This is a genomic window from Herbaspirillum sp. 1130 (assembly GCF_017833835.1).
Lineage (GTDB): Bacteria > Pseudomonadota > Gammaproteobacteria > Burkholderiales > Burkholderiaceae_D > Herbaspirillum > Herbaspirillum huttiense.
The window spans coordinates 241,974-266,381 of sequence record NZ_JAFICQ010000007.1; the positions used below are offsets into that span (position 1 = coordinate 241,974).

Below are 24,408 nucleotides of genomic sequence, written 5' to 3' on the forward strand. Positions count from 1 at the left end.
CTATGTAATGGCACTCATCAACTACATTACCCAAGTCCAGTTTGACTACGGCGCGCTGGCGCTGCTGCAGCAGGAATGCGACCGCCTGGGCATCAAGAAGCCGCTGGTGGTGACCGACCCGGGCATTCGCAACGCCGGCTTGCTGGACAAGGTCCTGGGCCAGTTGAAGGACGGGGCCGGCACCGTGGTCTATGACCAGACCCCGCCCAACCCCAATGAGGGTGCCGTGCGCGCTGCCGTGGGATTGTTCCGCGAGCATGGCTGCGATGGCATCGTGGCTGTTGGCGGCGGTTCCTCCATCGACCTGGCCAAGGGCGTGGCCGTCTGCGGCACCCACGAAGGCCCGCTGAAATCCTTTGCGCTCATCGAAGGCGGCCTGGCCAACATCACCGCCAAGACCGCACCGGTGATCGCCATCCCGACCACCGCCGGCACCGGCAGCGAAGTCGGCCGGGGCGCCATCCTGATCCTTGACGATGGACGCAAGGTCGGCATCATCTCGCCGCACCTGGTGCCCAAGCTGGCCCTCTGCGACCCCGAACTGACCCTGGGCCTGCCGCCGCTGATGACCGCTGCCACCGGCATGGATGCCATCGCGCACTGTCTGGAAACCTTCATGGCCCCCGCCTTCAACCCGCCCGCCGACGGCATCGCGCTGGATGGCCTGTGGCGCGCCTGGGCGCACATCGAACGCGCCACGCGCGAACCGGGTGACCGCGAAGCGCGGCTGAACATGATGAGCGCCTCCATGCAGGGCGCCATGGCCTTCCAGAAGGGGCTGGGTTGCGTGCACAGCCTGTCGCACTCGCTGGGCGGCATCAATCCCAAGCTGCACCATGGGACCCTGAACGCGATCTTCCTGCCGGCCATCATCGCCTTCAACGAAAGCGCGCCCAGCATGGTCAAGGACAACAAGATGGCGCGCATGGCCCACGCCATGGGCTTGGCCAGCGGTGCCGGGATCGGCCCGGCCATCCGCGACATGAGCCGCCGCCTTGGCTTGCCGGCCGGGCTGCGCGAGCTGGGCGTGAGCGAATCCCTGTTCCCGCAGATCATCAAGGGTGCCCTGGCCGACCACAGCCACAAGACCAATCCGCGCGAAGCCTCGGAACAGGATTACCTGAACATGCTGCAGCAATCCATGTGATGGCCGACAATGAACAGCGCGTGCAGGCCACCAAGGGCCTGCTGCGCATTTCCCCCTCAGCTGCTCCTGCCTCGCGCGGGCGCAGCTTTCTTGCCTGACCCGGCCCCGGGCGGCATCAACGACACCAGCAGGAGCACAACGTGAGCGACAAGATCCTAGGACACAACTACATCGGCGGCCAGCGCAGCGGCCAGGGCGACGTCGCCCTGCACAGCGTGGACGCGGCCACCGGTGCCCTCTTCGAAACCCCTTTCCTGACTGCCACCGAGCACGAAGTCGCCGCCGCCGTGGATGCGGCCGAGAAGGCCTATCCGCTGTACCGCGCCGTTCCGGCTGAACAGCGCGCGCTGTTCCTGGAAGCCATCGCCGACGAGATCGATGCCCTGGGCGACGATTTCCTGGCCGCCGTGGCCCGTGAAACCGCCCTGCCGGCCACCCCGCGCCTGGCCGGCGAGCGCGCCCGCACCAGCGGCCAGATGCGCCTGTTCGCCAAGGTCCTGCGCCGCGGCGACTTCTACGGTGCCCGCATCGATACCGCCCTGCCGCAACGCCAGCCGCTGCCGCGCCCGGACATCCGCCAGTACAAGATCGGCGTGGGTCCGGTGGCCGTGTTCGGTGCCAGCAACTTCCCGCTGGCCTTCTCGGTGGCCGGTGGCGATACCGCTGCCGCCCTGGCTGCCGGCTGCCCGGTAGTGTTCAAGGCCCACAGCGGCCACCTGGTCACTTCCGAACTGGTGGCCAACGCCATCGAGCGCGCCGTCAAGAAGACCGGCATGCCGGCCGGTACCTTCAACATGATCTACGGCGACCGCGTCGGTGCCCAACTGGTCAAGAGCGCCGGCATCCAGGCCGTCGGCTTCACCGGCTCGCTGCGCGGTGGCCGCGCCCTGTGCGACATGGCCGCCGCCCGTCCGCAGCCGATCCCGGTGTTTGCCGAGATGTCCAGCATCAATCCCATCATCCTGATGTCCGAAGCCCTGAAGCTGCGCGGTGACGCCATCGCCAAGGACCTGGCCGGTTCCGTCACGGTCGGCGTGGGCCAGCTGTGCACCAGTCCCGGCCTGCTGCTGGGCGTGCGTTCGCCGGAACTGACCGCCTTCATCGAGAAGCTGTCGGCCGCCTTCGGTGGCACCAACCCGGCTACCATGCTCAACAGCGGCGGCCTGACCCATTACAACGGCGGCGTAGCGCGCCTGACCCAGCTGCCGGGCGTGAAGGTCATCGCCACCGGCGGCACCAGCTATACCCAGGCCGTGCCGCACCTGTTCAAGGCCGACGCTGCCCTGCTGTTCTCCAAGGAAGCGCCGCTGGAAGAAGAAGTCTTCGGCCCCGCCACCGTGATCGTCGAGCTGGAAAGCCGTGAGCAACTGCTGGACTTCGCCGCCAAGATGAATGGCCAGCTGACTGCCACCCTGCAAGCCGAAATCGGTGACCTGCAAGGCAACCAGGACCTCATCGCGATCCTTGAGCAGAAGGCCGGCCGCTTGCTGTTGAATGGCTTCCCGACCGGCGTCGAGGTGTGCGATGCGATGGTCCACGGCGGTCCCTATCCGGCCACCTCGGATGCCCGCGGCACTTCGGTGGGCACGCTGGCCATCGAGCGCTTCCTGCGCCCGGTGTGCTACCAGAACTATCCGGACGCGATGCTGCCGGCCGCGCTGCAGAACGCCAACCCGCTGGGCCTGCTGCGCCTGGTCGATGGCGAACAGACGCGCGCTACCGTCGGCTGATCATCCACACGCAGGATCGGACCGGCGAGGCACTGCCGGTCCCGCAAGACCTTCCCCGCACTCGATTGCGGGGTCGCAACAAGAATCACATTCCAGGACCCCCAAAGGAGGAGACCCCATGACCGCATTCATCCGGCGCGCCGCGCTGTCGGCCGCCTGTGCCCTGCTGGGCGCAGCCACCCTGCCATCCGCCCAGGCGAAGGGCGACACCATCAAGATCGGCTTCATCACTGACATGTCCGGCACCTATGCCGACTTCGACGGCCAGGGCGGCGTCGAAGCCATCCGCATGGCCATTGCCGATGCCGGCGGCACCATCAACGGCAAGAAAGTGGAACTGGTCTTTGCCGACCACCAGAACAAGGCCGACATCGCCGCCAACAAGGCTCGCGAGTGGTTCGACCGCGATGGCGTGGACATGCTGGTCGGCGGCGTGAACTCGGCCGCCAGCCTGGCCATGGGCAAGGTGGCGGGCGAGAAGAAGAAGGTCTTCATCTCGGTCGGTGCCGGCACCACCCGCCAGACCAATGAGGAGTGCAATGCCTACACCGTCCAGTACGCCTACGACACCACGGCCCTGGCGCGCGGCACGGGCGCGGCCATCACGCGCCAGGGCGGCAAGTCCTGGTATTTCCTGACGGCGGACTATGCCTTCGGTACTTCGCTGGAGAAGGACACCAGCGAGGTCGTCAAGAGCAATGGCGGCAATGTCATCGGCGCGACTCGCGTGCCGCTGGCGACTTCGGATTTCTCGTCCTTCCTGTTGCAGGCGCAGTCCTCCAAGGCGCAGATCCTGGGGCTGGCCGTGGCCGGGGGCGATGTCATCAATGCCATCAAGGCCGCCAATGAATTCGGCGTGAACAAGACCATGAAGCTGGCCGGCCTGCTGATCTTCATCAACGATACCCATTCGCTGGGTCTGCAGATGACGCAAGGGATGTACCTCACCGATGGCTGGTACTGGGACTTGAACGATGAGAGCCGTGCCTGGGCCAATCGCTACTTCCTGAAAATGAAGAAGATGCCGTCCATGTTCCAGGCCGGTGACGCGTCGGCCGTGGGCCAGTACCTGAAGGCGGTCAAGGCCGTGGGCAGCACCGATGCCGACCAGGTCATGGACTACCTGCGCAAGAACCGCATCAAGGATTTCTTCACCAGCAATGGTGTGGTGCGCCCGGACGGCCGCATGGTGCATGACATGTACCTGATGGAGGTGAAGAAACCTTCCGAATCCAAGCGCCCATGGGATTACTACAAGCTGGTGCAGACCATCCCCGGCGAGCAAGCCTACATGACCAAGGCGGAATCCAAGTGCGCACTGTGGAAGTGAACGCAGCGGCGCCATGAAGCATCAAGCCGGGTGGCGCTGGTGAAGCCGCCGCCCGCCAGGTTTTGAGCAAGAAGTCTGATGTGGATCGGACCATGTTCAACGCATCCCGGGTGACCGGGGTGCGTTTTTTTTCACCTGCCTGATCTGTCTGATCTGCCGATGGGCCGATCAGCCCTGCTTGAGCTTGCGTGCGATGTCCAGCGCGAAGTAGGTCAGCACGCCATCGGCGCCGGCGCGCTTGAAGGCCATCATGGCTTCCATCATGGTCTTGTCGTGGTCCAGCCAGCCGTTCTGGGCGGCGGCCTTGATCATGGCGTATTCGCCGCTGACCTGGTAGGCGAAGGTGGGCACGCGGAATTCATCCTTCACGCGGCGCACGATGTCCAGGTAGGGCATGCCGGGCTTGACCATGACCATGTCGGCACCTTCCTGCAGGTCCAGCGCCACTTCGCGCAGGGCTTCGTCGCTGTTGGCCGGATCCATCTGGTAGGTGGCCTTGCTGCCCTTGCCCAGGTTGGCGGCCGAGCCGACGGCGTCGCGGAAGGGGCCGTAGAAGGCCGAGGCGTACTTGGCGGAGTAGGCCATGATGCGGGTGTAAATATGGCCTTGGGCTTCCAGCATGGCGCGGATGGCGGCGATGCGGCCGTCCATCATGTCCGAGGGGGCCACCACGTCCACGCCGGCATCGGCCTGGGTTTGCGCCTGCTTGACCAGCAGCGCGATGGTTTCATCGTTGAGGATGTAGCCGGTTTCGTCCAGCACGCCGTCCTGGCCGTGGCTGGTGTAGGGGTCGAGCGCCACGTCGCACAGCACGCCCAGTTCGGGGAAGCGGTCCTTCAGGGCGCGCACCACGCGCGGCACCAGGCCGTCGGGGTTGGTGGCTTCGATGCCGTCGGGCGTCTTCAGGGCCGGATCGATCACCGGGAACAGCGCCAGCACCGGCACGCCCAGCTTCACGCATTCCTCGGCCACCGGCAGCAGCGTGTCCAGCGAGAGGCGCTCCACGCCCGGCAGCGAGGCCACGGGCGTGCGCAGATTCTGGCCCTCCTGCACGAACACGGGGTAGATCAGGTCGGCGCTGGTGATGACGTTTTCGGCCATCAGGGCGCGAGAAAAGGCGTCGCGGCGCATGCGGCGCATGCGCAGGGCAGGGTAGCCGGCGTTGGAACTGAAATCGGTCAAGGACATAGGTCAGCTTTCAAAAATTAGATGTTATTTGAGGCTATCTTGGAATTATTTCGAGGCAAATATCGCTATCTTCGGAGATTTGATTCCTTTGATTACAGATCTGCTCCAATTTCCGAGACTTGCATTATCTTGGCGGCAGGTGATTTTTTCACCTCCCGCTTCCCCTTCCCTCCCTGAGCGGGGCTGATCGCGCAAGCGAAAGGCGTTCTTCCCCGGAGAATTTCCCTGTTCTCCGGGGTTTTTTTATTCATGCGTTGTACTCCGTCTGGAAAGATCTTGCCTTGTCGGCGATCAGGCTTGCCGGGTGTTGCTGTCGGCGCTGCCAGCAGCTTCATTGGCCAGCGCAGCCGGGGCCACCGGTTCGGCCGTCTCAACTGGCTTGTTCAGGCCGGCCAGTTCCAGGATCTTGTCGTTGGCTTCGTCCAGACCGATGCGCTTCAGCGCCGAGAACAGTTGGGCCGTGAACGGGAAGGGCTGGCCATCCGCATCCACATAGCTTTGCAGGAAGGTCTGGGCCTGGCGCAGGGCATTGGTGGATTCGTTGCGGTTGAGCTTGTCGGCCTTGCTCAGGATGCAATGGATGGGTTTGCCGGTGGGGGCGAACCACTCGATCATCTGGATATCCAGGTCGGTGAAGGGACGGCGCGAATCGACGATCATCACCAGCGCCGCCAGTTGCTCGCGCTGGCGCACGTAATCACCCAGCAGGGCTTGCCAGTGATGCTTGGCCGAGCCGGAGACCTCGGCGTAGCCATAGCCGGGCAAGTCCACCAGCATGGCGCGGATCTCGTCGGGGCGCGCCTCGTCATTGCGGTGCTGGCCGACGTGGGCGCCGCCCAGCGAGAAATAGTTGATGTGCTGGGTGCGTCCCGGTGTCTTGGAGGCGAAGGCCAGGCGCTTCTGATTGCACAGCACGTTGATGGCACTGGATTTGCCGGCGTTGGAACGGCCGGCGAAGGCGATTTCCGGCACACTGGTCTTGGGCAGGTCCCGCAGGTGATTGACGGTGGTGAAGAAACGGGCTTGCCAAAGTTGCGACATGGTGGGGGGAAATCCGAAAGAGGAGGGAAAAACGCGGAGAAGCTATTGTACAATGGCCCGAAACCCAGCGCCTCGTTGACGCCAAGCAAGCAAAAAATATGGCGGCCATTGGAGACAGGTCAAACAACAGGCATTTGGGCAGGGGGCAGCCAGCCGCCGAACGGGCAAAATCTCTCAATTCCACAATAAGTATTAGGGTGACGAATGAACCGTGCCTTTTCCCCACTGTTGTATACCGTTCTTGCTGCCGTGCTGGCAGTGTCCTCGGCGGCCCATGCGGCCGATGACAAGAAAGCCCCGATCAAGGCCGATCCGGCCAAGGGGGAAGCCCTCTACACCAATGGCGACAATGCCCGCAACATCGTGGCCTGCATGTCCTGCCACGGCGCAGCCGGCAATTCGACCATCACCCAGAATCCCAAGCTGTCCGGCCAGCATGAGGCCTACATCGCCAAGCAGCTGCTCAACTTTCGTACCCCTGACCGCAACAACCCGGTGATGTCGCCGCTGGCCAAGGCGCTCTCGGATGAAGACATCCACAACGTCGCGGCCTACCTGGCTGCCCAGGCGCCCAAGCCGGGTGCCGCCAAGAACAAGGACACCATCGAGCTGGGCAAGCACATCTGGCGCGGCGGCATCGCCTCCAAGAACGTGCCGGCCTGCGCTGGCTGCCATAGCCCCAATGGGGCCGGCATCCCGGCCCAGTATCCGCGCCTGGCCGGCCAGCACCAGGATTACACGGTGGCCCAGCTGACCAACTTCCGTGGCGGAGCGCGCACCAACAGCGCCCAGATGACCGCCATCGCCGACCGCCTTTCGGACAAGGAAATCAAAGCCGTGGCCGACTACATCGCCGGCCTGAAGTAATCAGCCTGCCGCCACACGGCGCGGGCAGGAAAGAGGCGGCCGGCGTGCCGCCTTTTTTCATGCAGCTTGACGCACGTCGTGGTGAAACATCGTCCAACACGGCATGATCCCTCCCCGCCGGACCAGATAATCGCCCCGGCATACCCGGGCTACGCAGGCGCGTATCACGGACTTTCCCCCGGAGCGGTAAAATCCGGGTTCGCATCGCTTTGCCGACCGGCAAGGAGATCCCCCCAGGTAAGCGGAACCGGCAGGCCCGGTCCGGTAAGGCAGGAATATGACGACGGGCAGCAGTACCCAAGGAATCCAGATCAGGACTCGCCAGCGCTGGCTCGGCGAGGCCGTCGAAGTGGTCTCATCGATGCGCTTTGCGATCAGCCTGCTGACGCTGATTGCCATCGCCTCGGTGATCGGCACGGTGATGAAGCAGAACGAACCGATGCCCAACTACGTGAACCAGTTCGGTCCGTTCTGGTTCGAGATCTTCGGCAAGGCCGGTTTGTATGCGGTGTATTCGGCCTGGTGGTTCCTGCTGATCATGGGCTTCTTGGTGCTGTCGACCTCGCTGTGCATCGCCCGCAATGCGCCGAAGATGTTGCGCGATGTGAAGAGCTGGCGCGACAACGTGCGCGAGCAGTCGCTGCGCAATTTCCATCACAAGCATGAATGGACGACTGCCGAAGCCCCGGCCGAGGCTGCGGCGCGGCTGCAGCGCCAGGTCGGCGCGCGCGGCTACAAGACCAGGCTGGCCGACAAGGAAGGCGGCACGCTGCTGGCGGCCAAGCAGGGGGCGGCCAACAAGTGGGGCTACATTTTCGCGCACGCGGCCATCGTTATCATCTGCCTGGGCGGCCTGCTCGATTCGGATCTGCCGATCCGCTTCCAGCAATGGTTCTATGGCAAGTCGGCCTTTGCCGGCAATGGCATCATTTCCGAGATCCCCGAACGCTATCGCCTGGGCCTGAACAACCCGACCTTCCGCGGCAACACGCTCATTCCTGAAGGCTCCAGCAGCAGCACCGCCATCATCCCGCAGAAGGATGGCGTGATGATCCAGGACTTGCCCTTCACCATCCAGTTGAAGCGTTTCATCATCGACTTCTACTCGACCGGCATGCCCAAGCTCTTCGCCAGCGAAGTGGTGGTGCGCGACCATGAAACCGGCAAGGAAACCGCCGCCACCATCAAGGTCAACGAACCGCTGATCTACAAGGGCGTGGCGATCTATCAGTCCAGCTTCGAGGACGGCGGCAGCAAGCTCAAGCTGGTCGCCTATCCGATGCGCGGCGGCAGCAACAGCCACTTCGACCTGGCCGGCGAGGTCAACGGCACCACGCCGCTGTCCTCCAGCAGCGGTGACTACACCATCGAGTGGAGCGGCTTCCGTCCCTTCAACGTCGAGAACATGCAGGCCGCCGCCTCCGGCCAGGCCTCCGGCTCGACCTCGGGCGATGCGCGCGCGGTCAACGTGGGCAAGAATGTCAATCGCGGCTTCATGGACGGCCTGGACAAGCACCTCGGCTCCAGTGCCAAGAATGCCAACAGCAAGGACTTCAAGAATGTCGGCCCGAGCGTGCAGTACAAGCTGCGCGACAAGACCGGGCAGGCGCGCGAATACTTCAACTACATGCAGTCGCTGCCCATCGATGGTGCCGATGTCTTCCTGGCCGGCATGCGCGAGCAGCCCGACCAGCCCTTCCGTTACCTGCGCATTCCCGCCGATGACAACGACAGCGTCGCCGAGTGGATGCGCCTGCGCGCGGCCTTGGCCAATCCGGCTTTGCGCCAGGAAGCCGCACGCCGCTATGCGCGGCAGGCCATCAGCAGCGGGCGCGAAGCCTCGCCCGTGTTGCGGGAGCAACTGGAACAATCGGCCCTGCGCGGGCTGACCATTTTTGCCGGCGACGGCAAGGTCTCCGGCTACATCGCCGTGACGCGCTTCCTGGAGCAACTGCCCGCGGCCGAACAGGAAAAGGCCGCCGACATCTTCATGAAGATCCTCAACGGCAGCATGTGGGAGCTGTGGCAAGCCGCGCGCGCCCAAGAGGGTCTCGCTCCGGTAGCCAGCGACGAGAAGCATGGCCGCTACCTGCAACTGGCCATCAATGCCCTGGCCGATGCGGCCTTCTATCCGGCACCGGTGTTCCTGCAGCTCACGAGTTTCCAGGAGATCAAGGCCTCGGTGCTGCAGGTGACGCGTTCACCGGGCAAGAAGGTGGTCTACCTGGGTTGCCTGTTCCTGGTACTGGGCGTGTTCGCGATGCTGTACATTCGTGAACGGCGCCTGTGGATCTGGATCAAGCCCGGTCCCGATGGCCAGGGCAGCCAGGCCCTGCTGGCCATGAGCACGCAGCGCCGCACGCTGGACTTCGACAAGGAATTCGAACAGATGAAAGACCGTCTGACCGGCGCGGGCCAGCCCGCCCCCGGTCCCTCGGCCTGAACCCTTCATGCCGCCGGTAATGGCGGCGATCTCCCGGCACATGGGGCAGGCTTGGCTTGCGCATGTGCCGGGACAGCAGCAGTGGAGAACGCAATGCAACTGACCCAAGCAAACCAGGCCTACGAGCAAGAGCAAGGCTTTTTCCGGCGGCTCAGTCTCGTCGACTGGATCTACGCCGCCGCACTGGTGGCCGGATCGCTGTACGCCTTCGGGCGCTTCGGCAGCTATATGGATTACTACGAGAAGGGCGTGCTGCTGCTGGCCGCACCGACTTTCGCCTGGCTGGGCTGGCACTGGAAGCCGGTTCGCCTGCTGATGCTGGTGATCGCCGTGCTCTCTCTGGGGGCCATCGCCATGTATGGCGGCGCGCTGGAACTGGCGGACAAGAAATTCTTCCTCAAGTACATGCTCTCCAGCCAGTCCGCGATCCTGTGGATGAGCGCGCTGTTCTGCCTCTCCACGCTGTTCTACTGGGGCGGCCTGGCCACCACCGCCGGCACCGGCAGCGCGATCGGCTCGCGCCTGTGCTGGGCGGCCGTGGTGCTGGGCTTCACCGGCATGATGGTGCGCTGGTACGAGTCCTACCTGATCGGCCCGGATGTGGGCCACATCCCCATTTCCAATTTATATGAAGTTTTCGTCCTGTTCTGCCTGATTACGGCCCTTTTCTACCTGTACTACGAAGAACGTTACGCCACGCGCCAGCTGGGTGCTTTTGTGCTGACCGTCATCACGGCGGCGGTCGCTTTCCTGATGTGGTATACCGTCTCGCGGGATGCGGCCGAGATCCAGCCGCTGGTGCCGGCGCTGCAGAGCTGGTGGATGAAGATCCACGTGCCGGCCAACTTCATCGGCTACGGCACCTTCGCCCTGGCGGCGATGGTGGCGGTGGCCTACCTGCTGCGCGAGCGCGGCATCCTGGCCGATCGCCTGCCCACGCTGGAAGTGCTGGATGACGTGATGTACAAGGCCATCGCCGTCGGCTTTGCCTTCTTCACCATCGCCACCATCCTGGGCGCGCTGTGGGCCGCTGAAGCCTGGGGCGGTTACTGGTCGTGGGATCCCAAGGAAACCTGGGCCCTGATCGTCTGGCTCAACTATGCCGCCTGGCTGCACATGCGCCTCATGAAGGGCCTGCGTGGCCGCACCGCCGCCTGGTGGGCGCTGGTGGGCCTGCTGGTGACGACGTTTGCCTTCCTGGGAGTGAACATGTTCCTCTCGGGCCTGCATTCCTACGGCGAACTTTGATGGGTTTGGCGGCTCCTTGAAGAGGGCGGCCAACGCCCCCGAACAACAAGGAGCAATGATGAAGCAGCCCCCTGCCGCGCCCGAACTGGTCATCTTCGACTGTGACGGCACCCTGGTCGACAGCGAAGTGGTGGCCGCCCGGGCCTGGTCCGAGTACGTGGCCACTTACGGCGTCACCCTCAGCCCCGACGAGGCGTTGGCGCGTTTTCGCGGCGTGAGCATGAAGTGGTGCATCTCGCACATCGAGCAATTGCATGGCCAGACCCTGCCTGACCACTTCGAGCAAGAGCTGCGCGCCCTCATGGGCGGCATGCTGGAGCAGCACCTGCAACCCATCAACGGTGCCGTCGAGATGGTGGAGCAGCTGCACCTGCCCTTTGCCCTGGCGTCCAACGCCCCGCATCACAAGATCGAGCTGTGCCTGCGCGTGACCGGACTGCTGCCGCATTTTGCCGGCCGCATCTTCAGCGCCTACGACGTGCAACGCTGGAAACCCGATCCCGCGCTGTTCCTGTTCGCCGCAGAACGCCTGGGCGTCCCGCCCCGGCGCTGCGCCGTGGTGGAAGACAGCCTGCCGGGCGTGCAAGCCGGGCTGGCAGCGGGCATGCGTGTGATCGCCTTGCAGGAGCATGGCGTGCATCCGGAGCTGCCCCCGGAAGTGGCGGTCATCACCCATCTGACGCAATTGCGGGCGCAACTGGGCTGACCGCAGGGACAGTTCCGGCACCGTCCAATTTCGGTAAGATCTGCAAGAAACTTCATCCACGGATCCCATGCTCCGCTCCATCGACCGCGAACGGCAAATCATCTACTGCGACCGCGCCATCGAAGTGCGCCCGCTCGGCCTGCGCGAGGCCCCGGCGCTGTATGACGCGGTGCGCCAGTCGCGCGATGCCATCGGCCAGTGGGAAGCCTGGTGTACGCCCGACTACGGCCTGCTGGACGCCAAGCTGTTCCTGCAGCGCTCCATCGAGCAATGGCATGTGCACGCGGCTTACGATTTCAACATCATCGATCGCAGCAACGGCCTGGTGATCGGCTCGGTGGCCATCAATCAGGTCAGCCAGCTGAACCAGATGGCCAACCTGGGCTACTGGGTGCGTGAGGGCTACACCGGCCGCGGCATCGCCGCCCTTGCCGCGCGGGCGGCGGCGGCTTTCGCCTTCTCCAGGACCGGGCTCACCCGCCTGGAAATCGTGGCCCAGGCCGGCAACCTGCGTAGCCAGAGGGTGGCGGAGAAGGCGGGTGCCACGCTGGAATGCCTGGCGCGCAATCGCCTGGTCTTTCATGGTGAGCCGCGCGATGCGAAGGTTTTTTCACTCGTCCCGGCGGATCTCGGTCTGCCCGTGCCGGTGCACGGATGAGTTGTCGCAGCGGGTGATAAATATTCTTCTTGGTAATTTTTCGTCGTATTTTTGATGCGTCTCGTGAAGGAAGATACGTTTCGCAACATTTTTTTTTCTCTTTTTTTTGTTCAGCAAAAGTGCACAATCCTGCGCATTCTGACAGCGCTGTCAGCCTTGATGGTAGCGGGTTTGCGTCATTTTTTGCGCAGCCGCATGAATTTGCCGGCGAGCAGTAATTTCAATTTGGCTGACAAAATACTGACTTTTCGCGTATTCCAAAATGCCGCTCGGGCGTTACATACCTAAAGCACTGTCAAGAAACGCAGTGCTTGTGTATCTGGAGCAGTCTCCCGGAATCAAGGCAGCAGGCAACATCTTCCGGGGCGCTGCGTGTTCTTCCGAACAACAACTCAGGATGGAAGAACGTTGAGCGTCAGCGACGTAAGAGGAAATACGATGCAAGCCATACAACGCAACAAGACCACGAACAATAACCACGCCGGCCGCGCCGCCCAGCAATACGTCATGGGCGGGGAAGCGCGCAGTACCCGTCTGGCCAAGCGCCTGAAGGGCGCAGAAGCCGTCCCTCAGGACGATGACTGCAGCGCGCGCTACGACAAGATCTCCAAGCAGATGGATGACGCGCTCGAAGGCGGTTCGCCGCAACGCTTCAAGCGTCCCAAGATGGAAAGCGACATCATCGCGCGTTGAAGCAGGGCGGATTCAGGCAACAACCCGCCTGAATCCTCTCCGAATTCTCGGGCGATAAAAAACAGCCGGAGGCATTTCTGCTCCGGCTGTCATTTTCTCCGCTTCACTTTCAGGTGAGGTTTGGTGAATCTCCCGTCCCAGTGTGCGAGCGGGAGAGGCTGTCTTACAGGCATTCTTCGCGCGGATCCCGCGCCAGCAGCCGGGCCACCATGTCCTGCACCGACACGCCGTCGAACAAGGCTGCCGCCACCGCATCGGTGATCGGCATCTCGATGCCTTTTTCGCGCGCCAGCGCCCGCACGGCCTGTGCGCAGCGCACGCCTTCGGCCACGTGGCCGAGTTCGGCGACGATATCGTCCAGTTTCTTGTTTTGAGCCAGTCCCAGACCGACGCGCCGGTTGCGCGAGAGGTCGCCGGTGCAGGTCAGGATGAGGTCGCCCACCCCTGAGAGTCCCATGAAGGTTTCTGCACGTCCGCCCAGCGCCACGCCCAAGCGCGTGATTTCAGCCAGGCCGCGGGTGATCAATGCTGCACGGGCGTTCAAGCCCAGTTGCAGGCCATCGGCCACGCCGGTGGCGATGGCCAGGATATTCTTGACCGCGCCGCCGATCTCCACCCCCACCAGATCATCGCTGGAATAGATGCGGATGTTGTTGCCATGCACCGCCGCGACCACACGCTCGCACAGCGCCGCATCGGCACCGGCGATGGTCAGCGCGCAGGGCAGGCCGCGCGCCACTTCCTGGGCAAAGGAGGGGCCGGAGAGCACTCCGGCAGCCACGCCTGAACCGAGCACTTCCTGCACCACCTGGTGCGGCAGCAGGCGCGTGCCCTCTTCCAGACCCTTGCACAGCCACACCAGGTTGGGAATGGCATAGGCGCGCAAATGCCCCGCCAGCTCACGCAGGCCGGACACCGATGAGGCGGCAATGAGCAGCGAATCGGATGGGTCGTCGCAGACGTAGCGCACGGCGGCATCGAAGTCCGAACTCACCGCCAGTTCGGGCGGCAGCGCGAATCCGGGGAGGTAGAGGCCGTTTTCGCGTTGCTCGCTGGCGGCCTTCATGGCCTGGGCATTGCGCCCCCACAGCACGACCTGATGCTTGCGCGCCAGGGGAATGGCCAGCGCGGTACCCCATGCGCCAGCGCCCAGAATGGTGATTTTCATCTCAGGCCGCTCTTCGCTCAATCGCCCCACACATCGCCGGCCTTCACGAAGCCGCTCTGGCCGTCGCGGTGGCGGACCTTGACCCAGCCGTTGTTGGGGCTTTCCAGCATCTCCAGCAGGACCGACTTGTCGGCCGTGAAGACCACCGGGCTGCCTTCATCGGCAGCATTGAAGATGCGCGCATTGGCCACCGACACCACCAGCATGCGCTTGGGCGTCAAGGCCTTGGAGGAGATCCAGGACAGCGTGCCGGCGGCATCCCTGACCTTGCTCCAGTCGCCATAGGTCAGCACCACCTCGACCGGCATGCCGCGCGGCGCGACATAGACACGGCGGCCCTTTTCGGACGGGGCGTCATACATGATGGCGGGCGAGGCGCCGACCGACTTGAAGTCCAGGGCCAGGGCATCCTTGGCCATGAAGGCGCCGAGCAGGGTTGCGCAAAGAATCAGGGGCAGGCGTTTCATCGTGAAGGTCTCCGCAGAAGGGAAAGCGCCGCAGCACAGGCTGCGGCGGCTCGTTGTCGTGCCGGGCTGCCGCAGAGGATGCGGCCGGCCCGGCAGGCGGACAGGGGGTGAAACCCGATCAGTTGACGGCGGTGGAGCCGTTGTTGACCAGGGTCGCGCCTTGTTGCTCGGCCAGTGCCTGCAGGCGCTGCTGGTAGAACACCTCGAAGTTGATCTCGGCCAGGTGCACCGGCGGGAAACCGGCGCGGGTGATGGCGTCGGCGATGTTGGCGCGCAGGTACGGGTAGATGATGTTGGGGCAGCCGATGCCCAGCAGCGGGTCCAGCTGTTCGGCCGGCACGTTGCGGATCTCGAAGATGCCGGCTTGCTTGCCCTCGACGAGGAAAGCGACTTTGTCCTTGACCTTGGCGGTCACGGTGATGGTCACGGTCGATTCGAACACGCCTTCAGCCAGCGCTTCGGCACCGACGTCCACCGACACTTCGATCGAAGGGGCTTCCTGTTCCAGGAAGATGGCCGGGGAATTCGGCTGTTCCAGCGACAGATCCTTCAGGTAGACGCGCTGGATCTGGAAAACGGGTTGCTGTTGGGCTTCTTGGTTCTGTTCCGACATGGATCTCTTTCAGGTTCGGTGAATCGATAGGGGGGAGTGTGCTGCCCTGGCGTCAGGCTTGCAGCAGCGGGTCCAGCTTGCCGGCACGGTCCAGTGCGCTCAGGTCATCGAAGCCACCGACATGGGTGTCGCCGACATAGATCTGGGGCACGGTACGGCGGCCGGTCTTTTGCATCATCAGCTCACGCTGCTGAGGTTCGAGATCCACGCGGATCTTCTCGATCTGCGTGATTCCCTTGCTGGCCAGCAAACGCTCGGCCATCATGCAATACGGGCACACGGCGGTGCAGTACATGGTCACGGGAGCGCTCATTTTGCCTCCTTGGTGGTCAGCGGCAGGCCCTGGCCTTGCCAGGCGGCGATGCCGCCGTTCAAGCCGTAGACTTCGGTGAAGCCGGCCTTCTTCAGCGACGCTTCGGCACGGTTGGCCTGGGTGCCGGTCTGGCACACCACGATGACCGGGCGGCCCTTGAGCTTGTCGAGCTCGCCGATGCGCTGCGGCAACTCTTTCAAGGGAATGTTGCGGGCGTCGCGCAGGTGGCCGGCGGCGAATTGCTCGGCATCACGCACATCCAGCACCAGCACCTTGCCCTGGTTGAGCATCTGCGTGGCCTGCAAGAGGCTCAGCTTGTTGCCGCGCTGCTGCAGGTAGGGAACCAGCAGCGCACCGCCCGAGACCAAGGCCAGGGCGATCAGGAAAATATTGTCGATGATGAATTTCACGGCAGTCCAATGAGTTTACTGAATCCCGGCATTATAAAATAGAAGCATTCGCGGTTTGCATCCGGACCGAACAGTCTAGTTTAAGGCGTGCACCCGGTCTCGCGTAGTCGATCTTTGGGGCAGCCGCAGCGGTTTATCCATCATCAATACAAGTCCTGCTATGTACAAAATCGTATTCATGCGCCACGGCGAATCGACCTGGAACCTGGCCAACCGCTTCACCGGCTGGGTCGACGTCGACCTGACCGAAAAGGGCGTGGCTGAAGCCCGCCAGGCTGGCAAGCTGCTCAAGGAAGCCGGTTTCTCCTTCGACCTGGCCTACACCTCGGTGTTGAAGCGCGCCATCCGCACCCTCTGGACGACGCTGGACGAAATGGACCAGATGTACATCCCGATCAAGAACGACTGGCGCCTCAACGAACGCCACTACGGCGCCCTGCAAGGTCTGAACAAGGCCGAAACCGCCGCCCAGTACGGCGACGAGCAGGTGCTGGTCTGGCGCCGCAGCTACGATACCCCGCCCAACCCGCTGACCCCGGGCGAAGAGCGCGATGCCTTCGGCGACGCCCGCTACGCCGGCCTCTCGCGCGAGCAGGTGCCGCTGACCGAATGCCTGAAGGACACCGTGGCGCGTGTGCTGCCGGCTTGGAATGACTCCATCGCCCCGGCCATTCGCGCTGGCAAGCAGATCATCATTTCGGCCCACGGCAACAGCCTGCGCGCCCTGATCAAGTACCTGGACGGCATCAGCGACAACGACATCGTCGGCCTGAACATCCCCAACGGCCAGCCGCTGGTCTATGAACTGGACGCCGACCTCAAGCCGATCAAGAGCTACTACCTGGGCGACCAGTCCGCCATCGAAGCAGCGCTCAAGGCCGTGGCCAATCAAGGGAAGTCGAAATAAAACTGCGTTGCTCCAGCAAGACGCCCGCCGCACAGGCGGCGTCCCTTTCCGGAAAGTGCATTCCACCGGCGCGCTCCGCCCTCCTGTCGGGCGCGCCGCGGGGAGCCTTTCGCTTGCTGGCGACGATGGCTTGCGGTCTGCTGCTGTGTGCCGCGGTGCAGGCCCAGCCGATCACCGAGCGGACCCGGCAGAAGCAGGCCGCCGAGAAGGAACAGGCCGACCTGCAACAGCGCCTGACTACGCTCAAGCGCGATATCGACCAGACCGAGACTGCCAAGGACAATGCCGCCGACGCCCTGGCCGCTTCCGAACAGGCGATCTCCAAAGCCAATCGTTCGCTGCGCGATCTGGCGCAGGAGCAGCAGGCCACCGAAGCGCGCCTGGCGCAGCTGGTCAAGCAGTTGAACGAACTGACCGCGCTGGTCAACGCCCAGCAGGCGCAGCTGTCCAAGCTGCTGCGCGAGCAATACGTGGCCGGCAACGAGGACCGCATCAAGCTGCTGCTCTCCGGCGACAATCCCAATCGCATCAATCGCGAGCTGCAGTACATGGGCTATGTCTCGCAAGCCCAGGCCAAACTGATTGAAACCCTGCGTGCCAACCAGCAGGCGATCCGCGCCAACAAGGCCGACACCCAGAATGCCAAGTTCGAACTGGATGAAATCGCCCAGGAAGAACAGGAACAGAAGAAGGTACTGGAACGCGAGAAGGGCCGCCGCCAGACCTTGCTTTCGCAGCTTTCCACCAAACTCAATGCCCAGCGCCAGGAAGCCGGCCGCATCGAGCAGGATCAGCAGCGCCTCTCCAGTCTGGTGGACAAGCTGGCGCAGATTATCGAGCAGCAGAAAAAGGCCGAAGCCGAAGCTCGCGAGAAACGTCGCCAGGAACAATTGGCCAAAGCCAAGGCCGAACGCGAGAAGCGTCTGGCTGAACAGCGTGCCCGCGCCGAGAAGCGCGCCGCCGAAGCGGCCAAGGCCGCCAAGGAAGGCAAGCCGGCGCCGAAGATGCCCGATCCGGCCGACGCCATCGATGATGACGAACCGCCGCAACAGGCTTTCTTGGGACGCAACGACACGCTGCCCGAGCCGCAGGCGGACAATTTCGGCAAGCCCTTTGCCAGCCTGCGCGGACAATTGCATCTGCCGGTCAGGGGCGAGCTGGTATCGAAATTCGGTAGCCGCCGCGGCGACGGACCGACCAGCCGGGGCCTGTTCCTGCGCGCCCAGGAAGGCGCGGAAGTGCGGGCAGTGGCAGCAGGACGCGTGGTCTTCGCGGACTGGTTGCGCGGTTTCGGCAACCTGATCATCGTCGATCACGGCAACCAGTACATGACGATTTACGGCAACAACCAGTCGGTATTGAAACGCGCCGGTGACCTGGTCAAGACCGGGGAAACCATTGCCACTGCAGGCAACAGCGGCGGCAATGAGCAATCGGGTTTATACTTTGAAATGCGGTATCAAGGCCGCGCATTCGACCCACAGGGGTGGGTAACTTCTAGGTGACACATGGGCAGCAAACTCAAGAATATCGGTTTGATCGGGTTGGGCATGGTGGCAGGTGCCACTGCGATGATTCAGTTCGACGCCATCGCGCAAAAGAATGCAACGGCGTCGCTGCCCCTGGAGGAGCTGCGCCAGATGGCCGACGTGTTCGGTCTCATCAAGTCAGATTATGTCGAGCAGGTCGATGACAAGAAGCTGCTGACCGAAGCCATTTCCGGCATGGTCGCTTCGCTCGACCCGCACTCCGCCTATCTGGACAAGAAGGCCTACAAGGAGCTGCGCGAAGGGACCATGGGCAAGTTCGTGGGCCTGGGCATCGAGGTCGGCATGGAAGATGGCTACGTCAAGGTCATCTCCCCCATCGAGGATTCACCGGCCTTCCGCGCCGGGATCAAGGCCGGTGACCTGATCACCCGCCTGGACAGCACCCCGGTCAAGGGCCTGACCCTGGATGAAGCCGTCAAGAAGATGCGCGGCGAACCCAACACCAAGATCACCCTGACCATCGCCCGCAAGGAAGAAGACAAGCCCATCATCCTGACCATCACTCGTCAGGAGATCCGCGTGCAGAGCGTCAAGTCCAAGGTGGTCGAACCCGGATACGCCTGGCTGCGCGTGACCCAGTTCCAGGAGCCGACGGTGGACGACATGTCCAAGAAGCTGGCCGCCATCTACGCCCAGGAACCCAACCTGAAGGGCATCGTGCTGGACCTGCGCAATGACCCGGGCGGCGTGCTGCCGGGCGCCATCGGCGTGGCGGCGGCTTTCCTGCCCAAGGATTCGGTGGTGGTCTCCACCAATGGCCAGCTGCCGAGCTCCAAGCAGACCTTTTACGCCAAGCGCGAGTATTACGCCGCCAATCCCCTGTCGGATCCGCTGTCGCGCCTGCCGGATGCCATCAAGAAGGTGCCGATGGTGGTCCTGATCAACAGCGGCTCGGCCTCGGCTTCCGAAATCGTGGCCGGTGCCCTGCAGGATTACAAGCGCGCCACCATCATGGGTACGCAGTCCTTCGGCAAGGGCTCGGTGCAATCGGTGATCGCGCTGCCGCCGGAGAAGAACACCGCCGTCAAGCTGACCACCGCCCGTTACTACACGCCCAAGGGCCGTTCCATCCAGGCGCGCGGCATCGTGCCGGACATCATGGTGGACGAGTACCCCGATGGCGACGGCCTGAACGGCCTGCGCCTGCGTGAAGCCGATCTCTCCAAGCACCTGACCAACGACACCGACAAGTCCGCCGAGGTCAAGGCGAAGGCCATGGATGAGCAGTCCGAAGAGCGCCTGATTGCCGCCGAGAAGAAGCGCAAGCCGCTCGACTTCGGCAGCAAGGACGACTTCCAGCTGACCCAGGCCCTGAACCAGTTGAAGGGCCTGCCGGTGAAGGTTTCCAACGCCAAGCCGGAAGTGCGCAATGAAGAAGGCAAGAACGACACCCCGGTGAAGGACGAGCGCAAGGACAACAAGGCGCCCGCCGAGAAGATCGACACCACCAAGTAATACGCCGCCTGCGGGCAGGCACATCGGGCCGCTAGCACTTGCCAGCGGCCCTTTTTTTCATCTCAACCGTGTCGGATATGACGATGGATGACCAACAGCTGCTGCGCTACTCGCGCCACATCCTGCTCGACGAGATCGACATCGAAGGCCAGACCCGCCTGCTGCAAGGCCATGCGCTGGTCATCGGTGCCGGCGGCCTGGGCTCGCCGGCGGCCATGTACCTGGCGTCGGCCGGGGTGGGCCACATCACCCTGGTGGATCACGACACCGTCGATCTGACCAACCTGCAGCGCCAGATCATGCATACCACCGCGCGCGTGGGCCAGCCCAAGGTGGCGTCCGGGCGCGAAGCCTTGCAGCAGATCAACCCCGGCGTGCAGGTCACGGCGCTGGCCGAGCGGGTGGAAGGCGAGCGCCTGCAGGCGCTGGTAGCGGCGGCCGATGTGGTGCTGGACTGCAGCGACAACTTCGCCACCCGCCATGCGGTCAACCGCGCCTGCGTGGCAGCCGGGGTGCCGCTGGTGTCGGGGGCAGCGATCCGCTTTGATGGCCAGATCAGCGTTTTCGACCCGCGCCAGGAGGCCAGCCCCTGCTATGCCTGCCTGTTCCCGCCCGAGCGCGAGTTCGAGGAGGTGCAATGTTCCACCATGGGCGTGTTTTCGCCTCTGGTCGGCATCATCGGCACCATGCAGGCGGCCGAGGCCATCAAGCTGGTGGCCGGTATCGGCCGCTCGCTGGCGGGACGCCTCCTGATCCTGGATGCGCGCGAGATGGAATGGACCCGCATCGGCATCGGCCGCGACCGCCAGTGCCCGGTGTGTGCCCGGCGGCACGGATAGACGCGGGCGCTGTGGATGGCACGCATCGTCGCTTCCATCGGCCCCCGTTCTTCTGGTATAAACACGGATGGATGTTGCAATGCAAATAGCATGCAGCATGCGCCAGGCTGATGTTCCGAACGACGACAATTCACAAGCGCGATCAGCCCGCCCCGCCTAGCCCGTCACAGGGGAAGTCATGAACCGCTCCATGAACCGGAACGCCGCCCGAGGAGATGGCCAGCGGGCCGCCGCGCCAAAGGCTTGGCATACGGAATCGTTGGTGTACAATCCTTGACCGCGAAAAAGCGTACGCCATTGGCAGCGCGCCCCGGTCCTGACGGCCCGGACCTGCGCACTGATCGCGTCAACGTCAATCGAAGAGGTGCCAACGCGGCAAGGGAAGTGGATTCACAAGCGACCTGTTCCGGCAGCCGTGCATCAGCCGGGAATGGATATAGTTGAAAAACCCGTAGTATTGAAAGTAAGCGAAGTGGCAACCAAGACTCCCAAAACTACCCCTGCAGCGCAGTTGCTGACCGAGGAACAAATCCTCAAGATGGACGAGAAGGACTACATGAACGAAGCGCAGCTTGCTTTCTTCAAGGCCCGTCTCCAGCAGCTGGAAAAGGATCTGCTCAAGAACGCGGATGAAACCACCGAACACCTGCGCGAAACCGTGCTGGTGCCGGACCCGGCTGACCGCGCCACCATCGAGGAAGAACACGCGCTGGAACTGCGCACCCGCGACCGCGAGCGCAAGCTGCTCAAGAAGGTGCAGCAATCCATCGTCTCCATCGACAACGGCGAGTACGGCTGGTGTGAAGAAACGGGCGAACCGATCGGTATCCCGCGCCTGCTGGCGCGTCCGACCGCGACCCTGTCGCTGGAAGCCCAGCAACGCCGCGAACTGAAGCAGAAACTCTACGGCGACTGATACTCGCCTCGCACGATGACGCCTGCGCCATGCGGTGCGCAGGCGCAGTGCCGCTGTCGTTTCCAACCTGGTCCCGCCTCATGCACCGTCTGCGCGCCCTGCGAAGCTCCACCGTCATCGCCCTGCTGGCGATGTCGCTGCTGTTCGCGCAGATGCTGGGTTTCGTGCACGGTATTGCGCACGCCGGCTGGGCACCGGGGACGGTCCATTCGCTGATCAGCGAAGCCCTGTTCGACGAGGGCGAGGAGGCGCACGCCGAACTCGCTGCCGCCGACGGGCATGATGCCCATCACCACCACGCCCATGGCCTGCACCACTCCTGCGTGGCCTATGACGCCGCCGCCTTGTCGGCGGGTGTGCATGTCGATTTTCCTCCCCTTCCGTTGCTGCCGCCGGTGCGCGTGCTGGCCTTGTGGCTGGCCTTCGCATCCTGGGACGCGCCGCTGAACTGCCATTTCTCCTCGCGCGCCCCGCCGCGCTGAATTCCTTCTCCCTGCAAGACCCGCATTACTGGTTACCGGTTGTCGCTCGCGCATCCGTGCGTGGCGCGGCGTCGTCCTGACGCCGCCGCTGCGTGCGATCGCGTGCCGACGGCCGGTGTATCCGCGCCGCCCCATCCACCCTCACGACAAGGCGGGCGGCGCTTCGCGCATAACAAGGAATTCACATGGCTCTTCAACGCCAACGCATCGCCTCGGCCGTCTTCTCGGCTCTGGCGGCCTGGTCCGCTTCGGCTTCGGCCCAGACGGCTGACACCACCGCGACCCCTGCAACCGCTGCCCAACCGGCGCTGCAACCCATCGTCGTCACTGCCACCCCCTTCGCCTCTCAGGAGGATGTACAAGTCCTCACGCCCGCCAAGGTCATCGCCGGGGACGAACTGCGCAACAAGCTCGGCAACTCGCTGGGCGACACCCTTTCGGGTGAACTGGGCGTGTCCGCCAGCGCCTTCGGTGCCGGCGCTTCGCGTCCCATCATCCGCGGTATGGAAGGTCCGCGCGTGATGATCCTGCAGAACGGCATGGGCGTCTCCGACGTCTCCACCGTCTCCAACGACCATGCGGTCGCCACCGAAGCCGCTACCGCCCGCCAGATCGAAATCCTGCGCGGTCCGGCCGCGCTGCTGTATGGCTCGGGTGCCATCGGCGGCCTGGTCAACGTGGTCAATGACCGTATCCCCACCGAGCTGGTCGGCAAGCCCACCGGCACCGTCGAAGGCCGCTATGGTACCGTCGATGGCGAAAAGAACACGTCCTTCTCGCTGGATACCTCGGCCGGCCAGATCGGCCTGCACCTGGACGGCAACTACCGCGATACCGACAATTACAAGATCCCCGGTAACGCCCGTCAGGGCGACAGCAGCAGCGCATCGGGCCGCCTGCCCAATTCCTTCACCCACGAGACCAGCCTGGGTGGCGGCATTTCCTATGTGACCAACTGGGGTTACGTCGGCCTGTCGGTGGCGACCCTGGACGATCACTACGGGATTCCGACCGATGAAAAATCCTTCATCGACCTGCACCAGAACCGCTACGACCTCGATACCGTCGTCAATCATCCCTTCGCCGGCATCGAGAAATTCCGCTTCCGCATGGGATACACCGATTACACCCACATCGAGAAGGCGGAGGATGGCACGCCCAACACGGTCTTCTCCAACCGCGCCCTGCAGACCCGCTGGGAACTGACGCACGCACCGCTGGCCGGCTGGCACGGCACTTTCGGCGTGCAGACCGAGCAAAGCAACTACTCGGCCCTCACGCCCGATACCGGGGTCTCCGAGCTGACTCCGCCCACGCGTTCGACCTCGTTTGCCGGCTTCCTGGTGGAAGAGCGGCAGTTCGGCCAGGTACTGGCCAGTGCCGGCCTGCGCGCCGAGAGCGTGAGCCGCCGACCGGACAGCGGCAGCGGCCTGCCGGGACGCGATTTCAGCCTGATCTCCTGGTCTACCGGCGGTCTGTGGACCTTCCAGCCCGGTTATGGCCTGGGCCTGACCTATTCCTTCGCTCAGCGCGCACCGACGGTGGAAGAGCTGTACTCCAACGGCCCGCATGAATCGACCTCCACCTACGACATCGGCGACAACCAGCTGAAGAAGGAAACTTCACACAACATCGAGTTGAGCCTGCAGAAGACCGAAGGACTGGTGCGCTGGAAGGGCAATGTGTTCCGCAACAAGGTCAACAACTACATCTACGGCCGTACCAACGGCCAGGTGGACGATACTGGCGCGGCCGATCCCAATGGCGAATTCACCCAGCGCTTCTGGTCGCAGGGAGATGCCACCATCCGCGGCGTGGAAGCCGAGGTCACGTACAACTGGAACGGCGAAGGCGTTTCCGGCCGGGTCTTTGCCGATACCTCGCGCGGCACGCTCGACAATCTCGGCAACCTGCCCCTGCAGCCGTCCACCCGCTACGGCATCGAGCTGGGCTACAAGACCGGTCCCTGGGCCAGCGGCGTGAAGGTCTTGCGCGCGCAGAAGCAGGATCGCCTGGCGTCCTTCGAAACCTACGAAACCCCGTCCTACACCCAGCTGGACGCCAACCTGTCCTATACCCAGCGTCTCAACGGCGTGAAGCTGACCTGGTTCGCACTGGCCCGCAACCTGCTGAACCAGGACATCCGTTTGTCCACGTCGGTGTTACGCGAAACGGTACCGCTGGGTGGCCGCAACTTCATCGTGGGGGTACGCACCGCCTTTTGACCGATATGAATG

The 24,408-nt window shown here is 63.7% G+C and carries 23 protein-coding genes; 16 read left to right on the plus strand and 7 right to left on the minus strand.

Annotation, left to right across the window (positions count from 1 at the left end; genetic code table 11):
- Positions 1-7: 7 nt before the first annotated feature.
- The 3 genes from JOD78_RS26705 to JOD78_RS26715 all read left to right on the plus strand — a co-directional run bounded on the left by JOD78_RS26705 (position 8) and on the right by JOD78_RS26715 (position 4,207).
- A complete protein-coding gene (locus JOD78_RS26705; protein WP_121037729.1) occupies positions 8-1,147 on the plus strand; it encodes an iron-containing alcohol dehydrogenase in 1,140 nt (379 codons plus the stop codon).
- A 140-nt stretch (positions 1,148-1,287) separates the two neighbouring features.
- Positions 1,288-2,877 (plus strand): aldehyde dehydrogenase (NADP(+)), encoded by a 1,590-nt coding sequence (locus tag JOD78_RS26710; protein WP_121037732.1) that lies wholly within the window; start codon positions 1,288-1,290, stop codon positions 2,875-2,877.
- 118 nt (positions 2,878-2,995) lie between these two features.
- The gene (locus JOD78_RS26715; protein WP_121037735.1) at positions 2,996-4,207 is read left to right on the plus strand and encodes an ABC transporter substrate-binding protein; all 1,212 of its coding nucleotides are present in this window, start codon (positions 2,996-2,998) and stop codon (positions 4,205-4,207) included.
- A 168-nt stretch (positions 4,208-4,375) separates the two neighbouring features.
- Here JOD78_RS26715 and hemB read toward each other — a convergent pair whose 3' ends face one another.
- Entirely contained in the window at positions 4,376-5,395 is a 1,020-nt protein-coding gene (gene hemB, locus JOD78_RS26720; protein ID WP_039789615.1) for a porphobilinogen synthase, read from the minus strand.
- Positions 5,396-5,686: 291 nt separating this feature from the next.
- A complete protein-coding gene (yihA, locus tag JOD78_RS26725; protein WP_134134517.1) occupies positions 5,687-6,436 on the minus strand; it encodes a ribosome biogenesis GTP-binding protein YihA/YsxC in 750 nt (249 codons plus the stop codon).
- A gap of 204 nt (positions 6,437-6,640) precedes the next feature.
- Here yihA and JOD78_RS26730 point away from each other — a divergent pair, with 204 nt between their 5' ends.
- From JOD78_RS26730 to JOD78_RS26755, 6 genes are all read left to right on the plus strand, one after another.
- Positions 6,641-7,303 (plus strand): c-type cytochrome, encoded by a 663-nt coding sequence (locus JOD78_RS26730; protein ID WP_121037741.1) that lies wholly within the window; start codon positions 6,641-6,643, stop codon positions 7,301-7,303.
- Positions 7,304-7,580: 277 nt separating this feature from the next.
- Positions 7,581-9,746 carry a cytochrome c biogenesis protein ResB gene (locus tag JOD78_RS26735; RefSeq protein ID WP_121037744.1) on the plus strand — a complete coding sequence of 722 codons (2,166 nt, stop codon included), beginning with the start codon at positions 7,581-7,583 and terminating at the stop codon, positions 9,744-9,746.
- Positions 9,747-9,839: 93 nt separating this feature from the next.
- The gene (ccsB, locus tag JOD78_RS26740; RefSeq protein WP_121037747.1) at positions 9,840-10,994 is read left to right on the plus strand and encodes a c-type cytochrome biogenesis protein CcsB; all 1,155 of its coding nucleotides are present in this window, start codon (positions 9,840-9,842) and stop codon (positions 10,992-10,994) included.
- Positions 10,995-11,052: 58 nt separating this feature from the next.
- Positions 11,053-11,700, plus strand: coding sequence for an HAD-IA family hydrolase (locus JOD78_RS26745; RefSeq protein WP_121037750.1), 648 nt, complete (start codon positions 11,053-11,055; stop codon positions 11,698-11,700).
- Between the two features lie 67 nt (positions 11,701-11,767).
- Positions 11,768-12,358 (plus strand): GNAT family N-acetyltransferase, encoded by a 591-nt coding sequence (locus tag JOD78_RS26750; protein WP_121037753.1) that lies wholly within the window; start codon positions 11,768-11,770, stop codon positions 12,356-12,358.
- 438 nt (positions 12,359-12,796) lie between these two features.
- On the plus strand, positions 12,797-13,051 hold the full coding sequence (locus JOD78_RS26755) for a hypothetical protein (protein ID WP_034340521.1): 255 nt from the start codon (positions 12,797-12,799) through the stop codon (positions 13,049-13,051).
- A 163-nt stretch (positions 13,052-13,214) separates the two neighbouring features.
- On the opposite strand, the gene JOD78_RS26760 is transcribed toward JOD78_RS26755, so the two are convergent.
- The 5 genes from JOD78_RS26760 to JOD78_RS26780 form a co-directional block, all read right to left on the minus strand.
- Complete coding sequence (locus JOD78_RS26760; protein ID WP_209569969.1) at positions 13,215-14,219, minus strand: NAD(P)H-dependent glycerol-3-phosphate dehydrogenase; 1,005 nt, start codon at positions 14,217-14,219, stop codon at positions 13,215-13,217.
- 17 nt (positions 14,220-14,236) lie between these two features.
- Positions 14,237-14,686, minus strand: coding sequence for an SH3 domain-containing protein (locus tag JOD78_RS26765; RefSeq protein ID WP_039789605.1), 450 nt, complete (start codon positions 14,684-14,686; stop codon positions 14,237-14,239).
- 118 nt (positions 14,687-14,804) lie between these two features.
- Positions 14,805-15,299 carry a protein-export chaperone SecB gene (gene secB, locus JOD78_RS26770; RefSeq protein ID WP_013232209.1) on the minus strand — a complete coding sequence of 165 codons (495 nt, stop codon included), beginning with the start codon at positions 15,297-15,299 and terminating at the stop codon, positions 14,805-14,807.
- A gap of 52 nt (positions 15,300-15,351) precedes the next feature.
- Positions 15,352-15,612 (minus strand): glutaredoxin 3, encoded by a 261-nt coding sequence (grxC, locus tag JOD78_RS26775; RefSeq protein ID WP_034340510.1) that lies wholly within the window; start codon positions 15,610-15,612, stop codon positions 15,352-15,354.
- On the minus strand, positions 15,609-16,022 hold the full coding sequence (locus JOD78_RS26780; RefSeq protein ID WP_088757369.1) for a rhodanese-like domain-containing protein: 414 nt from the start codon (positions 16,020-16,022) through the stop codon (positions 15,609-15,611). Before JOD78_RS26780 ends, grxC begins: the two co-directional genes overlap by 4 nt.
- A 160-nt stretch (positions 16,023-16,182) precedes the next feature.
- Between JOD78_RS26780 and gpmA the strand changes: the two genes are divergently transcribed.
- From gpmA to JOD78_RS26815, 7 genes are all read left to right on the plus strand, one after another.
- Positions 16,183-16,929 carry a 2,3-diphosphoglycerate-dependent phosphoglycerate mutase gene (gpmA, locus tag JOD78_RS26785; RefSeq protein WP_006464885.1) on the plus strand — a complete coding sequence of 249 codons (747 nt, stop codon included), beginning with the start codon at positions 16,183-16,185 and terminating at the stop codon, positions 16,927-16,929.
- Positions 16,930-17,054: 125 nt separating this feature from the next.
- Complete coding sequence (locus JOD78_RS26790; protein ID WP_209569972.1) at positions 17,055-18,434, plus strand: peptidoglycan DD-metalloendopeptidase family protein; 1,380 nt, start codon at positions 17,055-17,057, stop codon at positions 18,432-18,434.
- Between the two features lie 3 nt (positions 18,435-18,437).
- The gene (locus tag JOD78_RS26795; RefSeq protein ID WP_039789587.1) at positions 18,438-19,934 is read left to right on the plus strand and encodes a S41 family peptidase; all 1,497 of its coding nucleotides are present in this window, start codon (positions 18,438-18,440) and stop codon (positions 19,932-19,934) included.
- Positions 19,935-20,017: 83 nt separating this feature from the next.
- Positions 20,018-20,773 (plus strand): HesA/MoeB/ThiF family protein, encoded by a 756-nt coding sequence (locus JOD78_RS26800; RefSeq protein WP_204726237.1) that lies wholly within the window; start codon positions 20,018-20,020, stop codon positions 20,771-20,773.
- A 430-nt stretch (positions 20,774-21,203) separates the two neighbouring features.
- Positions 21,204-21,689, plus strand: coding sequence for an RNA polymerase-binding protein DksA (gene dksA, locus JOD78_RS26805; RefSeq protein WP_182993485.1), 486 nt, complete (start codon positions 21,204-21,206; stop codon positions 21,687-21,689).
- 80 nt (positions 21,690-21,769) lie between these two features.
- Positions 21,770-22,171, plus strand: a complete 402-nt coding sequence (locus JOD78_RS26810) for a hypothetical protein (RefSeq protein WP_121037766.1) — start codon at positions 21,770-21,772, stop codon at positions 22,169-22,171.
- A gap of 185 nt (positions 22,172-22,356) precedes the next feature.
- Positions 22,357-24,396: a TonB-dependent receptor gene (locus tag JOD78_RS26815; RefSeq protein WP_134134513.1), complete on the plus strand. Its 2,040-nt coding sequence runs from the start codon at positions 22,357-22,359 to the stop codon at positions 24,394-24,396.
- The last annotated feature ends 12 nt before the right edge of the window (positions 24,397-24,408 follow it).

Bases quoted from the DNA above. Each gene is read 5' to 3' on its own strand.
- JOD78_RS26735 (WP_121037744.1), top strand. From the start codon at position 7,581: ATGACGACGGGCAGCAGTACCCAAGGAATCCAGATCAGGACTCGCCAG.
- JOD78_RS26790 (WP_209569972.1), top strand. From the start codon at position 17,055: ATGGCTTGCGGTCTGCTGCTGTGTGCCGCGGTGCAGGCCCAGCCGATC.
- JOD78_RS26750 (WP_121037753.1), top strand. From the start codon at position 11,768: ATGCTCCGCTCCATCGACCGCGAACGGCAAATCATCTACTGCGACCGC.
- JOD78_RS26715 (WP_121037735.1), top strand. From the start codon at position 2,996: ATGACCGCATTCATCCGGCGCGCCGCGCTGTCGGCCGCCTGTGCCCTG.
- hemB (WP_039789615.1), bottom strand. From the start codon at position 5,395: ATGTCCTTGACCGATTTCAGTTCCAACGCCGGCTACCCTGCCCTGCGC.
- dksA (WP_182993485.1), top strand. From the start codon at position 21,204: ATGGATATAGTTGAAAAACCCGTAGTATTGAAAGTAAGCGAAGTGGCA.
- JOD78_RS26765 (WP_039789605.1), bottom strand. From the start codon at position 14,686: ATGAAACGCCTGCCCCTGATTCTTTGCGCAACCCTGCTCGGCGCCTTC.
- JOD78_RS26730 (WP_121037741.1), top strand. From the start codon at position 6,641: ATGAACCGTGCCTTTTCCCCACTGTTGTATACCGTTCTTGCTGCCGTG.
- JOD78_RS26800 (WP_204726237.1), top strand. From the start codon at position 20,018: ATGGATGACCAACAGCTGCTGCGCTACTCGCGCCACATCCTGCTCGAC.
- ccsB (WP_121037747.1), top strand. From the start codon at position 9,840: ATGCAACTGACCCAAGCAAACCAGGCCTACGAGCAAGAGCAAGGCTTT.
- secB (WP_013232209.1), bottom strand. From the start codon at position 15,299: ATGTCGGAACAGAACCAAGAAGCCCAACAGCAACCCGTTTTCCAGATC.
- JOD78_RS26795 (WP_039789587.1), top strand. From the start codon at position 18,438: ATGGGCAGCAAACTCAAGAATATCGGTTTGATCGGGTTGGGCATGGTG.
- grxC (WP_034340510.1), bottom strand. From the start codon at position 15,612: ATGAGCGCTCCCGTGACCATGTACTGCACCGCCGTGTGCCCGTATTGC.
- JOD78_RS26760 (WP_209569969.1), bottom strand. From the start codon at position 14,219: ATGAAAATCACCATTCTGGGCGCTGGCGCATGGGGTACCGCGCTGGCC.
- yihA (WP_134134517.1), bottom strand. From the start codon at position 6,436: ATGTCGCAACTTTGGCAAGCCCGTTTCTTCACCACCGTCAATCACCTG.
- JOD78_RS26745 (WP_121037750.1), top strand. From the start codon at position 11,053: ATGAAGCAGCCCCCTGCCGCGCCCGAACTGGTCATCTTCGACTGTGAC.
- gpmA (WP_006464885.1), top strand. From the start codon at position 16,183: ATGTACAAAATCGTATTCATGCGCCACGGCGAATCGACCTGGAACCTG.
- JOD78_RS26815 (WP_134134513.1), top strand. From the start codon at position 22,357: ATGGCTCTTCAACGCCAACGCATCGCCTCGGCCGTCTTCTCGGCTCTG.
- JOD78_RS26705 (WP_121037729.1), top strand. From the start codon at position 8: ATGGCACTCATCAACTACATTACCCAAGTCCAGTTTGACTACGGCGCG.
- JOD78_RS26810 (WP_121037766.1), top strand. From the start codon at position 21,770: ATGCACCGTCTGCGCGCCCTGCGAAGCTCCACCGTCATCGCCCTGCTG.
- JOD78_RS26755 (WP_034340521.1), top strand. From the start codon at position 12,797: ATGCAAGCCATACAACGCAACAAGACCACGAACAATAACCACGCCGGC.